This is a genomic window from Mesorhizobium sp. ES1-3 (genome assembly GCF_020164795.1).
Classification (GTDB): domain Bacteria; phylum Pseudomonadota; class Alphaproteobacteria; order Rhizobiales; family Rhizobiaceae; genus Mesorhizobium.
Map to the genome: position 1 here is coordinate 145,826 of NZ_JAIUGW010000001.1, position 14,202 is coordinate 160,027.

At 64.6% G+C, this 14,202-nt stretch carries 12 protein-coding genes; 1 reads left to right on the top strand and 11 read right to left on the bottom strand.

The window, feature by feature from the left end:
- Positions 1-11 precede the first annotated feature (11 nt).
- The 9 genes from LB536_RS00705 to LB536_RS00745 all read right to left on the bottom strand — a co-directional run bounded on the left by LB536_RS00705 (position 12) and on the right by LB536_RS00745 (position 10,830).
- Positions 12-1,529: a glycerol-3-phosphate dehydrogenase gene (locus LB536_RS00705; protein WP_224589728.1), complete on the bottom strand. Its 1,518-nt coding sequence runs from the start codon at positions 1,527-1,529 to the stop codon at positions 12-14.
- Positions 1,530-1,575: 46 nt separating this feature from the next.
- Positions 1,576-2,616 (bottom strand): 2-hydroxyacid dehydrogenase, encoded by a 1,041-nt coding sequence (locus LB536_RS00710; protein WP_224589729.1) that lies wholly within the window; start codon positions 2,614-2,616, stop codon positions 1,576-1,578.
- Positions 2,617-2,626: 10 nt separating this feature from the next.
- Positions 2,627-4,180 (bottom strand): FGGY-family carbohydrate kinase, encoded by a 1,554-nt coding sequence (locus LB536_RS00715; protein WP_224589730.1) that lies wholly within the window; start codon positions 4,178-4,180, stop codon positions 2,627-2,629.
- Complete coding sequence (locus LB536_RS00720) at positions 4,180-5,304, bottom strand: ABC transporter ATP-binding protein (protein ID WP_224589731.1); 1,125 nt, start codon at positions 5,302-5,304, stop codon at positions 4,180-4,182. The genes LB536_RS00715 and LB536_RS00720 overlap by 1 nt, the downstream gene beginning before the upstream one ends.
- Complete coding sequence (locus LB536_RS00725; RefSeq protein WP_224589732.1) at positions 5,301-6,419, bottom strand: ABC transporter ATP-binding protein; 1,119 nt, start codon at positions 6,417-6,419, stop codon at positions 5,301-5,303. The genes LB536_RS00720 and LB536_RS00725 overlap by 4 nt, the downstream gene beginning before the upstream one ends.
- Positions 6,420-6,421: 2 nt before the next feature.
- Positions 6,422-7,279 (bottom strand): carbohydrate ABC transporter permease, encoded by an 858-nt coding sequence (locus tag LB536_RS00730; protein WP_224589733.1) that lies wholly within the window; start codon positions 7,277-7,279, stop codon positions 6,422-6,424.
- Positions 7,280-7,288: 9 nt separating this feature from the next.
- Positions 7,289-8,212 carry a carbohydrate ABC transporter permease gene (locus LB536_RS00735; RefSeq protein WP_224589734.1) on the bottom strand — a complete coding sequence of 308 codons (924 nt, stop codon included), beginning with the start codon at positions 8,210-8,212 and terminating at the stop codon, positions 7,289-7,291.
- 152 nt (positions 8,213-8,364) lie between these two features.
- A complete protein-coding gene (locus LB536_RS00740; RefSeq protein WP_224589735.1) occupies positions 8,365-9,810 on the bottom strand; it encodes an extracellular solute-binding protein in 1,446 nt (481 codons plus the stop codon).
- A 45-nt stretch (positions 9,811-9,855) separates the two neighbouring features.
- A complete protein-coding gene (locus tag LB536_RS00745) occupies positions 9,856-10,830 on the bottom strand; it encodes a sugar-binding transcriptional regulator (RefSeq protein WP_224589736.1) in 975 nt (324 codons plus the stop codon).
- 263 nt (positions 10,831-11,093) lie between these two features.
- Here LB536_RS00745 and LB536_RS00750 point away from each other — a divergent pair, with 263 nt between their 5' ends.
- Positions 11,094-11,819 carry an MgtC/SapB family protein gene (locus tag LB536_RS00750; protein ID WP_140757810.1) on the top strand — a complete coding sequence of 242 codons (726 nt, stop codon included), beginning with the start codon at positions 11,094-11,096 and terminating at the stop codon, positions 11,817-11,819.
- A gap of 26 nt (positions 11,820-11,845) precedes the next feature.
- Here LB536_RS00750 and LB536_RS00755 read toward each other — a convergent pair whose 3' ends face one another.
- Together LB536_RS00755 and LB536_RS00760 are read right to left on the bottom strand one after the other, a co-directional pair.
- The gene (locus LB536_RS00755) at positions 11,846-13,138 is read right to left on the bottom strand and encodes an amylo-alpha-1,6-glucosidase (protein WP_224589737.1); all 1,293 of its coding nucleotides are present in this window, start codon (positions 13,136-13,138) and stop codon (positions 11,846-11,848) included.
- 16 nt (positions 13,139-13,154) lie between these two features.
- Complete coding sequence (locus LB536_RS00760) at positions 13,155-14,195, bottom strand: ABC transporter ATP-binding protein (protein WP_224589738.1); 1,041 nt, start codon at positions 14,193-14,195, stop codon at positions 13,155-13,157.
- Positions 14,196-14,202 lie beyond the last annotated feature (7 nt).

A 14,202-nucleotide genomic window follows, 5' to 3' on the forward strand; every position in this document is an offset into this window, starting at 1 on the left:
AATGAACGCCATCAGCCCGCCCTCACCTGCCGGCTCGCGCACCAATGCTCGAAGGCCGACTTCTCCTCGGCGGACAGATGCAGGCCATGCTTGGTGCGCCGTTCGAGAATGTCGGCCGCGTCTTCCGCCCATTCCTGTTCGAAGAGGTAGTTCGCCTCGCGCTCGAAGAAATCCTTGCCGAAGCACCGCCCCAGCGCGGCGAGCGAATGGGCGCCGCCGACCACGGACCGCGTCCTGGTGCCGTAGAGCCGGCCGTAATGCTTCAGCAGCGACGCGGGCATCCACGGATACTCGTTTGCGAGGTCGCCGAGGAACTGTTCGAAGTCGGCATTGGCGATGTCGCCGCCGGGCAGATGCGCCTTCGCGGTCCATGCTTTGCCCATCTTCGGAAAGAACGGCGCGATCCTGTCCAGCGCGTGCTCGGCCAGTTTGCGGAAGGTGGTGATCTTGCCGCCGAAGACGGAGAGCAGCGGCGCCTGCGCGTCCGGCGCGTCGAGTTCGAAAATATAGTCGCGGGTCACCGCACTCGGATTGTCGGCGTTGTCGTCGTAGAGCGGCCTGACGCCGGAGAAGGAATAGACCACATCGTCGCGCGCAAGGCCGCGCTTGAAATAGCGGTTGACCACCCTGATCAGGTAATCGATCTCGCTCTCGTCCGCCGTCACATCCTCGGGCCGGCCTTCGTAGGGAATGTCGGTGGTGCCGATCAGGGCGAGATCGTTCTGGTAGGGATTGATGAAGATGACGCGCTTGTCGCTGTTCTGGACGAGATAGGCCTGCCGGCCTTCCCAGAATTTGGGCACGACGATATGGCTGCCCTTGACCAGGCGGACATTGCGCCTGGAATTCTGGCCGGCAACGCGGTTGACGATGTCGTTGACCCATGGACCGGCGGCATTGATCAGCGCGCGAGCCCGCACACTGGCCTTGATGCCGGTCCTGACGTCGCGCATCTCGACGACCCAGAGGCCGCCCTCGCGGCGGGCGGCGGTGCAGGCGGTGCGGGTGAAGACCTTCGCTCCTCGTTCGGCCGCGTCGAGAGCATTGATGACGACGAGGCGGGCATCGTCGACCCAGCAGTCGGAATATTCGAAGCCGCGCTTGAAACTATCCTTGATCGGCGCCCCCTCGGGCGCGGTGCGCAGGTCGAGCGTGCGGGTAGCGGGCAGCCGCTTGCGGCCGCCAAGATGGTCGTAAAGGAACAGGCCGAGCCGCACCAGCCATGCCGGCCGGTCGTCCGGGCTGTGCGGCAGCACGAAGCGCATTGGCCAGATGATATGCGGCGCCGATTCCAACAGCACCTCGCGCTCGATCAGCGCCTCGCGCACCAGGCGGAACTCGTAATATTCGAGGTAGCGCAGGCCGCCATGCACGAGCTTGCCCGAGCGCGAACTGGTGCCTTCGGCGAGATCGTCCTTTTCGCACAGGATGACGGAAAGGCCGCGGCCGGCGGCATCGCGCGCGATGCCGGCGCCGTTGACGCCGCCGCCGATGACAAAGAGATCGACGATGTCGGGGCCGACGCTCATCTTGTCATCACCCCGCGACCGGACTCTCGCATCATGGCTCTCGCTCTCAGCACGGATTGACCGGAGGCAGGCCCGCAATGTAGCGGCGCACCTCCTCGGCGGCCTGCTCGGCGGCATAGGTCACGGTGCGCACCGAGGCCCCGGCGATGTGCGGCGTCATCGTCACGTTGGGAAGCTGCAGCAGCGGCCAGTCCGAGGGCACCGGTTCGACCGCGAAGGTCTCCAGCATCGCGCCGGCGATCCGCCCCGAAACCAGCGCCTCGTAAAGCGCGTCATAGTCGACCAGCGGCCCACGCGCGGTGTTGACGAAGATCACCCCCGGCTTCATCCGCGCGATGGTGTCCTTGCCGATCAGGCCGCGTGTCTCCTGCGTCACCCGCGAATGCAGCGTAACCACATCGGAGCGCGACAGGAGATCGTCGAGCGCAACCAGTTCGACGCCGGCGTTGCGGTCCTCGGCGCTCAACTGCACATAGGGGTCGCTGACCAGGACATGGCAGCCGAAGGCGCGCAGCAGGCGCACCACTTTCGTGCCGATATTGCCATAGCCGACGACGCCGACTGTCATTTCACCGAGTTCGCGACCGGTGCGGTCGGCGCGGTAGAGATCGCCGCGCCATTCCCCCTTGCGCAGGGCCTCGTGACCGACCCGGATCAGCCGCGTCTCGGTAAGGATCGCGCCGATGGTGAACTCGGCCACGGCGGTGGCGTTGCGGCCGGGCACGTTGACCACGGTGATGCCGTTCGCCCTGGCCGCTTCCATGTCGATGTTGATCGGGCCGCCGCGCGAGACAGCGACCAGCCTGAGCCCCGGCAGGCGCCGCATCATGCCTTCCGACAGGGGCGCAAGCTGAGTAACGAGGATTTCGGCATCGCCGATGAAGTCGACGACCTCGTCGGGATGGCCGAAATATTCCTTGACCTTGTCGAGGCCGAGCGCCGGATCGCCGAACTCCATCGGCTCGTCGGGCCAGGCCGTCTGCAAGGTCCTGATATCGAGGCCGCCACTGACGACGTTCTCGATTTTGGCGCGAAACACCTCCGGCAGCATGAAGTTGTCGCCAATGATCGCTATTTTCCTGGGCATACTCGACTTCTCAATTTTCCTGCGATGTCGCCATGGCACGCCAAACCGGCCGCAGGGCCTGATGCGCCAGCATGTAGGACGGGGCCATCCTGTCGTAGATCGCGGCAAGGTCCGGGTCGCTCGGTTCGGCCTCGCCGAGCAGCGGCGTCACCCATTCGCCGACGCATTCGTCCATCGAGGCGTATTGACCGACGCAGACCGCGGCGATCATCGCCGCACCGGCGGCGCCAGCCTCCTCGCGCGCGCTGGTGCGCGTGTCGGCACCGATGGCCGCGCCCAGGATCTTGCGCAGCGCCGGGCTTCGGGCGGCCCCGCCGGTCAGGCGGATTTCGCGTGGCAGCGGACCCATGGCGGCGTAGCAGTCGCGCGCCGCGAAGGCCAAGCCTTCGAAGACGGCGCGCACCAGATCGGCATAGCCGTGGCGCGAGGAAATGCCGACGAAGCCCGCCCTGGCATTGGCATCGACGAACGGCCCGCGCTCGCCGGCTTCCGACACGTAGGGCTGGTAGAGCAGCGACGCCGGCTGCGATGCCGCGATCCAGGCATCGACCAGGGCGATCATCTCGCCATTGCTGCGGGTTATGCCTTGCGAGGCGAGAATGCCCGAGGCAAGCCCAAGCACCCAGTCGATGTTGAGCGTCGCGGCCATGTTGGACTGCATCTGCGCGAACACGCCGGGCGCCGGCATCGCCATGGTGTAGCCGGTCGCCGCTTCGTTGAGCTGCACATCGTCGGGCGTCTCGGCCAGCCGCATATGCATCCCCGTGGAGCCGATGATCGAGCAGCCGGGCTTGCGCTCGCGGTCGAGGAGGCCGGCGCCGAGCGCGGTGCAGACGACATCGACATAGCCGAGCACGACGGGTGTACCGGCAAGCATGCCGGTGACGGCGGCGGCGGCAAGCGATAATCCCGTGCTGTGCCTCGTGCCGTCGACAACCGGCGGCAGCAGGTGCCTGAGATCGGCGACGCCGAGCACGTCGAGCACCTCGTCGCTGTAGTCACGGGTGCGAAAGTCGCCGAAGGTGAAAGTGCCTTCCGACGGATCGGTGGCACGCTCGCCGGTCAGCTTGAAATAGAGCCAGTCCTTGCAGTGGAACGCGGTCGCCGCCTTGCCGAGCATTTCGGGCATGGTGCGCTTCATGAAGACGAACTGCGAGCCTTGCTGGCAGGCGGCAAGCCCGCTGCCGGTCTTCTCGAAGCGCAGCCGGTCATCGGGCCGCGCGCGGATCTCCTCGACGACGCCGGCGGCCCGCGCATCGAGCCAGAGCCATCCCTTGGCCACCGGCTCGCCCTTGCCATCGATCAGCCAAGTACCGTCGCCCTGACCGGTGACCGCGATGGCGACGGTCCGGCTGGCGAGATCGGGCACCTTGTCGGCAAGCTGGCGCAGGGTCGTGGCGGCATCGGCCCATGTGCGCGCCAGATCCTGTTCGGCGCCGCCGCCCGGCAGCGTCTCATAATGGTTCGGCGTTGCCGCGGCCGCGATCTGGCGGCCCGCCGTGTCGAAGGCGATGGATTTGATGACGGAGGTGCCGGCATCGATGCCGATCAGTATGTCGCGCATCACGCGAGCTCCATGCCGTGCGAGATGGCCTTGCCGCTCGCCTGGTCGAAGAGGTGCAGGTTTTTCGGATCGATGCTGACATTGATGGGCGCGCCGAGGTCGAGCCGGGTGCGGTCATGCTCGACCAGAACCAGCGAGCCGCCGGCGAAGTCGGCGGCGATGTGGGTCTGGTCGCCGAGCCACTGGTTGGCCGAGACCCTGGCCGGGACACCTTCCTTCGAGCGCCGGACCGCGTAGGGTCTGATGCCGATGACCACCCGTTCGCGGCTGAGCAGCTGGTCGCGCACCGGAGCGCTGAAAGCGTCCTTGTCGTAGTCGAGCGACAGCCCGTCGGGCAGCCTGAGATTGATGCGGCCGGCGGCGGTCCCGACAAAGGCCTCGAAGACGTTCATCGGCGGCTCGCCGACGAAGGTGCCGGTGAACAGGTTCGCCGGACGCTCCTTGATCCTGTCGGGAGTGTCGAACTGCTGCAGCACGCCGCCTTCCATCACCGCGATGCGGTCGGCAAGCGCATTGGCCTCGGTCTGGTCGTGGGTGACCAGGATCGCGGTCAGGCCACGCTCCTTGATGAAGTGCTTGATACGGCCGCGCAGCACGGCGCGAAGCTGCGGCTCGAGTTGCCCCATCGGCTCGTCGAGCAGATGCAGGTCGGCCTCGCGGATGAGCGCCCGGCCAAGGCTGGCACGCTGCTGCTGGCCGCCCGAAATGGAACTGGGATAGCGCTCCAATATGTCCTCGATCTCCAGCAGTTTGGCGATGCTGGCGACCTTGGCGTCGACCTCGCTCCTGGGCAGCCGGGCGGCCTTGAGGGCAAAGGCCATGTTCTCGCGCACGGTCAGCGGCGGATAGAGCGAGTAGCCCTCGAAGGCCATCGCCACATTGCGTCTGACCGGCGGCAAGGTGTGTACCTTGCGGCCGGCGACCGCGATCGTGCCGCGCGAGACTTCCTCAAAGCCGGCAATCATGCGCAGCGTCGAGGTCTTGCCGCAGCCCGACGAGCCGAGCAGCGCAACGATCTCGCCCTTGCCGATCTCCATCGTCAGGTTCTTGACGGCGTGAACGCCCCTGTCGATCGGGCCGTAGAACTTGTCGACGCCGGAAATGGTGAGTGCGCTGGCGCTCATGCCGCTTCTCCGTTGCGTAGTTTGACGACGTTCTTCGCGCCGATGCGCTCGCCGCTCGCCCGATCGAACAGCAAGGCGCTCTTGCCGTCGACGACGATATGCGCCTTGCCTTCGCTGCGGCCCGGCGTTCCGGCCGGGCGCGAGACCAGGATTTCACGGCCACGAACGGTGCGCACCAGGGTGACGATCTTCTCGTTGAGCGGCGTCTCGGCCTCGACCGTCACCGGAATGGCGCCGGGCTCGTTTTCGCCAACGAAATGCAGTGCCTCGGGTCTCAGCCCGATGATGCAGTCGCGACCGACGGCGGTATCGGGAACGTCGGCGAGATGGACCTGCACGTTGGACAGGCCGACATAGACCCCTCTGGCACCCCGCGCGGGCTTGACGTCTAGCAGGTTGATGGTCGGATCGCCGAACAGCCGCGCGATCTCGATATTGGCCGGCTCACGATAGATCTGCTCAGGCGTGCCGAGCTGCCGGATGACGCCTTGCGACATCACCGCGATACGGTCGCCGAGCGCCATGGCTTCCTTGTAGTCCTGAGTGACGTAGACGACGGTGGCGCCGCGATCGGCGAGCAGCCTCGGCAATTCGAGCCGCATCTCGAAGCGCAGCTTGGCGTCGACATTGCGCAGGGGATCGTCGAGCAAGAGAAGCGGCGGCGAGCCGACCAGCGCGCGCGCAAGTGCGGTGCGCTGCTTCTGGCCGTTGGACAGCGCGCGTGGCTTGTGGCTGAGCACATGGCCGATCTTCAACAGCTTGGCGACGCTCTCGACGCCGGCCTTGATCGCGCCCTGTGAGGAACGCTTGGCCTCCAGCGGCGTCGCGATGTTGTCGAACGCGCTCATGTGCGGAAACAGCGCGAAATTCTGGAACGCCATGCCGACGCCACGGAATTCCGCGTCGACATCGGTCATGTCCTCGCCACCGATGAGGATCTTGCCTTCGTCGGGATCGATGACGCCGGCGACGAGGCGCAGCAGCACAGTCTTGCCGGCGCCCGAAGGTCCGAACAGCACCAGCGTCTCGCCATCCGCGACGGTCAGCGACAAATTGTCGAGGACGGTCTGGCTCTTGTAGCGCTTGACGAGATTTCTGAGTTCGAGGCTGGCCATGTCTATCCTTTCACCGCGCCGAGCGACAGGCCTTCGACCAGATAGCGCTGTGCGTAGAGGGCGAGCGCCAGTGTCGGCGTGATCGACAGGACGATGGCCGCCGAAATCTGGCCATACTGGATGCCGGATGAGGTGATGAAGGCGAGCGCGCCGACCGTCACCGGCTGCTTGTCGGCCGAAGCCAGCACCAGCGCGAAGACGAAATTGTTCCAGGCGAAGATGAAGGCGAGCAGGCCGGCCGCCGCGATGCCCGGACCGGCGAGCGGCAGCGCGATATTGCGGAAGGTGGCGAACCACGAATGGCCGCCGATGCGGTAGGCGTATTCGATGTCGGCCGGGATATCCTCGAAATAGCCGCGCACGATCCACAGGATCAACGGCAGGCAGATCAGCTGGTAGACCCAGATCAGCCCGATATAGGTGTTGGCCAGGCCGAGCTTCTGGAAATAGAGGGTCAGCGGCAACAGCACCAGGAGCGCCGGCGCGAACCTGAACGACAGAAGCGTGAAGGCGATGTCCTCCGAACCGCGGAACTTGTGGCGCGCGAAGGCGTAGGCGGCCGGCACGCCGAGCAGCAGCGAGACGGCGACCGAGGTTACCGACAGGAACACCGAGTTCCAGAGATTGCGCATGAAGGCGATGTCGAGCGTGCCGGCTGCGGTCATCAGCTTGCCGGTGATCAGCGCCGTGTAATTGGCGAGCGTCGGTTCGAAGATGAGCTGCGGCGGGATGCGCAGGATGGTCTCGTTGGTCTGGAACGACATCATGAAAATCCAGACGATCGGGAACATGAAGAAGATCACCACCAGGGTCAGTGCTGCGCCGCGCAGGATGCGTTCGAGAAGCGAGGTGTGTTCCATCGCCGCCTCCTATGCCTGGCCACGGGCGCGTTCGCGCAGCCTGAGCCAGTTCTTGATGAAGATGTTGGAGAGTAAATAGGTGATCGCCCACAGGATGATCATCAGCGCCGCCGAGCGGCCGACATTGGTCGACTGGAAGAAGTTGAGATAGGCCTCGACCTGGAAGACGGTCAGCGTGTCGCCCGGCCCGCCCTGGGTCATCGCGTAGATGATGTCGAACTGCTGGATCGAATCGAGCAGTCGGAACAGCGTCGCCGTCAGGATGTAGGGCGTCAGCATCGGCAGCGTGATGCGGAAGAAGACGAAGCTCCTCGGCACGCCGTCGAGCGCCGCCGCCTCGAAGGGCTGCGTCGGCAGGCTGCGCAGGCCGGCGAGCAGCAGGATCATGATGAAAGGCGTGTAGACCCAGATGTCGACGAGCACGACGGTGAACAGCGCGGTCGACGGCGACGACGCCCAGCGGAAATCCTGCAGCCCGACGAGGCTGGCGAGATAGCTCAGCACGCCGAAGCCCGGATTGGTCATCAGCTTCCACATCAGCGCTGCCAGCGCCGGCGCCGTCATCAGCGGCATCAAGAGCATGATCGAGATGAAGTTGTTGAGCGTCGAGCGCTTCTGCAGCAGCAAGGCGATAGCGAGACCCAGAAGCAGTTCCAGCACGACCGTGGTGCCGGCATAGACCAGCGAGACTTTCAACGTGTTCCAGAACTTCGGATCGGTGAAGAAAGAGATGTAGTTGTCGCCCCAGTTGAACTGGCGCGCCCAGGGCTGGCTCAGACGGTAGCGCTGGAAGGAATAGACCACCGAGGTCAGGAACGGGATCAGGATGCCGATGCAGACCAGCAAGGCCGGCAGGCTGAGCACATAGGGCAGCACCCGCTTGCTGATCCTGAAGCCGGATGGCCTGGGCCTTTGCGATACCACCGCAGTCATCGAGCTGCTCCGTTGTTGCCTCGCCCTGCCGGCCGCCCAAGGGAGCAAGGCGGCCGGTCGGGCGAAATGGCGGTCACCTTTCGGCACCGCATCGCAAACGTGAAAAGGTGTAACCAGGGCCGACTCGCCAAGCAGGCCGGCGTCCTTGCGACTTAACCGAGACCGGCTTCCTTGAGCTGGCCGTTGATGCTCTCGGCGAGCTTGTCGAGGCCCTCGTCGACCGGCACTTCCTTGGCCACCATCTTCTGCAGCGTCGCCGCCCATTCGGTGGTGAGGTCGAAGAACAGCGGCTGCGCCGTGAACTTGATCGACGCGCCGGCCGCCGAAGCGTCGAACATCTCGACATAGCCGGGGTAGCTCTTGTTCAGCTTCTCGCGGAACATCTCGTCCTTCCACACCGACTGGCGGACCGGATCGACGAAATCCATCTTGGTGGCGCCGAACAGGCCGTGCTCCGGTCCCGAGGCCCATTGCAGGAAGTACCAGGTCGCGTCCTTGTCCTTGGAGAAGTTGGACATCGCCAGCGACCAGATCCAGATATTGGGCGTCGAGGCCTTGGCTTCCGGGTTGGCGGTGAAGGCGGCATAGGCGAGCTTGCCGGCCATCTTGTTGTCGCCGCCATTCATGAAGTAGCCGAGGCAGTCGGCGTCGAAGATCATCGCCGAGGCGCCGGCGCCGAGATCGGTACCGACCTGGTACCAGGTGTAGGTCGACCAGTCCTTGGGGCCGCTCTCCTGGATCATCTGCACCCATTTGGCATGGAAGGCCTTTGAGCCGGCGGTGTTCATCGCCGCCGCGAGCTTGCCATCGGCGGAAACAGTCAGATCCTTCTCGTTGAAATTCGAGTAGGCAGACAGGAAGCCCGGATGGATCGTCGCCCAGGAGCGCGAGCCGCGCACGCCGATGCCGTAGACGCCGCTGCCGATATCCTTCTGCAGCTTGGCCGCCGTCGTGATCATCTCGTCCAGGTTGCCGGGGACGCCGACGCCGGCCTTGTCGAACATGCCCTTGTTGTAGGTGATGTTGTTCTGCTCGAAGGCCCACGGAATGCACCACTGCTTGGCGTCTTCCGAACCCAGAGCGCCACCCGGCTTGCCGTTCCAGGCGCAGGACGACTTCACGCCTGGGAGAAAATCGTCCCAGGCATAGTTCGGGTTGGTCTTGGCCGGATCCTTGATCCATTCGTTGAGGTCGGTGATCCAGCCGGCTGGGCCATAGGTCCAGGTCATGTAGGCGCCGGTCATGAAGGCGTCGTATTCGGGCGAGCTCGCCGACAGGGCCGCGGTCACCTTGTCGAAATAGACGTCTTCGGGGAAGACGTCATAGACGACGTTCATGCCGGTCAGCTTCTTGAAGTTCTCCAGGTCGGCGATCATCGCATCGGCATAGGGATGCTTGTTGAGCAGGAGCTTGATGGTCTTGCCCTTATGCGCCTGCCAGTCGAAGTCGGCGGCGAGCGCGCGGGTCTGGCCCAGGTTGAGCAGCGTGCCGGCGGTGCCGGCAGCGAGGCCCATCGCTCCCAGGCCCTTGATCAGTCCGCGACGGTCGACTTGTCCGCGCAGGAAGGCGTCTATTAGGTCTTTCTCTTTCTCATGCATTTCGTCTTCTCCTCCACAGGGTAGTTTCAACTGAACCGTTGCCGGCTACCCGACCGGCGTCTCTTCCACGAGCGATCGCGCCGTCCGCTCGTCTGTTATCAGGCCCTTGAGATAGCGCCCCTCCAGCACCGACTTGATGGCGCGAACCTTGATCCTGCCGCCGGCGACGGCGACGATCCTACGGCTGGCGATGTCCTCGCGCGCCAGCGCCAGCGCCCGGTTGGAAACGGTCGTCGCCACCGCCTTGCCGGCCTCGTCGAAGAAATGGCCGAGCAATTCGCCGACGCCGCCATTGCGGCGGATCTCCTCCATCTCACCCTTCTCGATCATGCCGGTGGCGACCAGCGAAGCCTCGCGTTCGGCGGTACCGATGCCGGCGAAAACCAGGTCGGCGGATCTGGCGAGATCGAAGACCTCGCTAACGCCCTTCTGGCCCAGCAGCACGATGCGGTCCTCCGCCGTGTTGGCGAACATCGGCACCGGCATCACATAGGCTTCGGCGCCGGTGCGTTCGGCGAGACGGTGGATGACGTCATGCGGGTTGGCCGAGAATTTCCGCGTCAGGCCGCCGAGCAGCGAAACGAAACGGATCCGGTCGGTGGTCGTGCGCGGCAGGTATTCCACGCAAGCCGCGAGCGTGCGGCCATGGCCGACGCCGATCAGTGCCTGCTCGCCGCGTTCGATCTCGCGCTTGAGGAACTGCGCTCCGGCAATGCCGAGCGCCTTGAGCGGCAGATCCTCGGAATCGAAATCCGGGACCACCTCGCAATAGTCGAGGCCATAGCGGCGGGACAATTCGTCCTCGAGTTCGACGCATTCCGACACTTCGCCGTCGATATAGACCTTCACCAGCCCTTCCTGGTTGGCCTTGGTGATGAGGCGGTGGGCCTTGAGGCTGGTCAGCCCCAGCCGCTTGGCGACCTCGGACTGGGTCAGGCCACCAGCGTAATGAAGCCACGCAGCCCGCGCCGCCATGCTGGCATCATCGTCGCGCAAAAGGCCGTTTCCAAAACCAACCACGTTTCCGTCCCGGTGATATTTTTATCAGTTGCTGCAAAATTTTTCACATGGATTGGCCGAAGTCAAGCGCCACCTTTCAAAATCGCATGGCGGTTGGCCGGCCGGCCGCGCCGCGGCCCGGCCGGAACTTCAGGAGGGCAAAGAGGTTCTTACATCGAGGTCGCGGCGCGCCGGCCAGCCGCAAGCAACGCCGGCACTGAGCGGTGCCGAAAACCCGGGGGAAACAGTGGAGAGGCGGAGCACTGGCGCCGCCTGACAGGACAATGTTCGAGCCGCTTTGCTGCGATATGCCGCTTCATCCGACATGGCCCGATCTTGTCGCACGGCTGCTGTTTGTGGTGCTTGCAGGTTTCCTCATTGGCCTGAACAGGGAAGCGCGTGGCCACACCGCCGGGCTTCGGACGACCATCCTCGTCGGCCTTGCGGCCGCGGTTGCGATGATCCAGGCCAACTTGCTGCTTGATACGACAGGCAAGGGAATGGATTTCTTCTCCCGCATGGACGTGCTGCGCCTCCCGCTTGGCGTGCTGACCGGCGTGGGCTTCATCGGCGGCGGTGCCATCCTTCGGCGCGGCGACCTCGTGACCGGTGTCACCACCGCGGCCACCATGTGGATCATGACGATGATCGGACTTGCTTTTGGCGGCGGCCAGTTCGGTCTTGCGGGAATTGCAACCGTGCTGACGCTGCTGACGCTTCAGGTGTTGAAATGGGTCGATCTCAAGATCCCGCGCGACCACCATGCGATCCTGTCGGTTTCCTGGGCGAAAAGTTCACCGCCCGACCTTCAAGAGATGGTGCGGCCGCTCGGCTATGACGCACGCCTTGCCACGATGGAGCACGATTTCAGCCGCGACCGCTTCGTCTACTCGTTCAATCTCGAATGGAGACAGCCCGATGCGACCGAACCTTCAACGGAAATCCTAGCGCTGGTCGCCCGCGAATGTGAGATCGAGCGATTTGATCTAGTCGGCGAGAAAGCGTCCTGAAGAGAAACGTTCCCACCCCGACGCGCTTAAACCCCACCCACTTGCGCCCCACGCAGAAACTCGATCACCATCGCCGCCGTCCAGGTGAAACGGCCGCCGCCGAGCGGCTCACCGGTCAGCGGGTCGTAGTATTCGGCAAATCCGCTCTCCCGGATCAGGTCGAGGCTGGATCGCGTGATGCGCCGTGCGACCTGACCGTGGCCGGCGGCGGCAAGGCCGTCGGCGATCATGTAGTTGACCACCAGCCAGACCGGGCCGCGCCAGTAGCGTTTGGCGTCGAAGCGCGGATCGGCGGGATCATGTGACGGCACGACGTAACGCATAGTGTCGGCAAGGCGTTCGACGGCCGCGGCGACTGCAGCGGCTCGGTCTTTCGGAATCGCCGCAAAGGCTGGCAGGATGCCGCCAACCGAGGCGCTGTCGACAAGCCTGCCGGACACGCGGTCGAGACAGAGGTATTGACCGTGTGCGTCGCTCCACAGCCGCTCCATGGCGACCAGGCCCTTTTCGGCAAAGGCACGGTTGGCTTTGGCGATCGCTGTCTCGCCAAGCGCTTCGGCAAGATCTGCAAGGTCGGTGGCGGCGCGGATCAGGATGGCGTTGAAGCCGGGATCGACAATCTGGAAAGGCGAGGCATCGTGCAGTTTCGCATTGTCCCAACCGAGCCCGCGAAAACGCTGCACCAGCCAGAGATAACGATCGTACTGCGCCTTGGTCGGGCGATGTGCCGGATCGGCATGCAAGGTATCACGGCGGGTATAGGGCTCGATGCCCTCGGTCGGCACGCGCTCGAAGGCGTCGTCCCAATCGATGGAATTGTCGCGGCCGGATTCCCAGGGATGGATGATGGCGACCAGCCCCTCACCTTTCGGGTCGCGGCTTTCGTAGAACCAGCGATGCCAGGCGTCGATCTTCGGCAGCAGCGCGCGGACCCGCTCGGCGGCCAATGTCCTGTCCTTGGCGCGGTCGAACAGGCGCCGCACGGCAAAGCCTGCGACGGCTGGCTGGGTGATGCCCGACGTGGCGGTCGGGCGACCGGTTCGCCAGACCGCGGGACCGGGAAAATAACCGTCGTTCCAGACATGGAAGACGATATGCGGCACCATGCCGTCCGGCCACTGATGCGCAAACAACGTCTCGATCTCGGTCCAGGCGCGCGCTTCGTCATAATGGGCAAGGCCGAGCGCCGTCAGGCAGGAATCCCAGTTCCACTGGAACGGATAGAGACCTTTTGTCGGGATGGTATAGGTCCCCTGATCGTTCTCCTTCAGCACTTCGACGGCGCGGGCGATGATGTCATTGGTGGCATGAGCGGTCATGGACGTTTCAGGTCTTTCACAAGGCTTGCGTCGTTTCGGGGTCGAACCAGCGGATGCGGTCGGGCTTGGGAGCGAGCCGCAGGCGATCGCCGACGGTAATGGCTACGCCGGACTCGAGCACGGCCCGGAACAGGCTGCCCCCGACATCGCAGGTGACCAGCGTGTGCGGCCCGAGCGGCTCGATGATCCGCACCGTGGCGGGCAGGCCCTCGCCACCGGCATCGACATCCTCGGGGCGAATGGCGAACTCGACTTTCTGCTTGTCCGATTTGGGACCGGACAGCGCCAGCCCGGCAACGTTCCAGTTTCCGTTCGCTGCCTTGGTCGCGGGCAGGAAATTCATCGGCGGATTGCCGATGAAGGAGCCGACGAAGCGCGCCGCCGGATTGCGGTAGACCTCGACCGGCGACGCAGCCTGGACGATGCGGCCCTGATGCATGACGGCGATGCGGTCGGCGAGGCTCATCGCCTCGACCTGGTCGTGGGTGACATAGATGGTGGTGGTCTTCGACCCGGCAAGCACGCCTTTGAGTTCGGCCCGCATTTCCAGCCGCAGCAACGCGTCGAGGTTCGACAGCGGCTCGTCCATCAGGATGACGTCGGGCTCCATGGCGAGCGCGCGAGCGACGGCGACACGCTGGCGCTGGCCGCCTGACAACTGGCCGGAGTAGCGCTTCAGCAATTGCTCGATATGCATGAGTTCGGCGGTGCGGTTGACGCGGCGCTCGATTTCCTGCCGCGGCAATTTCTTCATGCGCAGGCCGAAGGCGATGTTCTCGAACACGGTCAGGTGTGGAAAGACGGCATAGTTCTGGAACACCATGGCAATGCCGCGATCGCGCGGCGGCAGATGATCGACACGGCGGCCGCCGATCCAGACCTCTCCTTGGCTCGGCGTCTCCAGCCCGGCGACGATCCTGAGCAGCGTGGTCTTGCCGCAGCCCGAGGCGCCGAGCAGCACCATGAATTCCTGGTCGGCGATGGTGAGGTCGATCTGATGCAGCGCGGTGAAGTCACCAAACCGCCTGGCCACGCCCTTGATTGCGATTTCAGCCATCAGCCGT